Source organism: Caulobacter sp. 05T431, assembly GCF_056665975.1.
Genome location: NZ_JBFTKU010000078.1, coordinates 1 through 563, shown reverse-complemented (window position 1 = coordinate 563; position 563 = coordinate 1). Strand labels below are relative to the sequence as shown.

At 52.9% G+C, this 563-nt stretch carries 1 protein-coding gene; it reads right to left on the bottom strand.

What is annotated here, in order from left to right:
• Positions 1-532 (bottom strand): AAA family ATPase (locus AC1U89_RS24600; RefSeq protein WP_479902229.1); only part of this gene is annotated, 532 nt, incomplete at its 3' end.
• Positions 533-563 lie beyond the last annotated feature (31 nt).

Here is a 563-nt window from a genome sequence, read left to right as displayed (position 1 = left end):
GCTGGTCGAGGATTGCGAACTTCATCGACGTATCGAAGCTGGAGATCGGATCGTCCAGCACAACCAGGTCCGGTTGCTCCCGATTTACATGATGCATGAACAACACGAGTGCAAAGGCGTTCTTCTCGCCATAGCTCAAATGACTCGACGCAGACTCGAGATGTCCGGGAGCGTCCTTGTGTTCCAGGAGCATGCGATATGAATCCCCAGTGGCCTCAATCCGGACAGAGTACTGATAGCCCGCGGAACTGAGGAACTCATTTATCGATGCTTGATTGACCTGAATTAGGTTCGAAACCCTCCTCTTCTGGTCTGAAATGCTGCGTCGAACATCGATGATCTGGATCGCAACTTCGTCAAGCTTCGCGTTTATCAGGTCTACGACCAACGTAGTTGCGTCCGAATTGAGTGCATGCAGTAGGGACAGATCGACCTTGAGGTCTTTTAGGACGGCTCCCACATCTTTTTCGTCTCGCAGGGCATGAAACGACAGTCCTTGCAGCGCGGAAAGCTTTAGGAGGAGCGTCTCCACCTGCCCTCGCAAAGTGGCAAGGAAGAGGCCC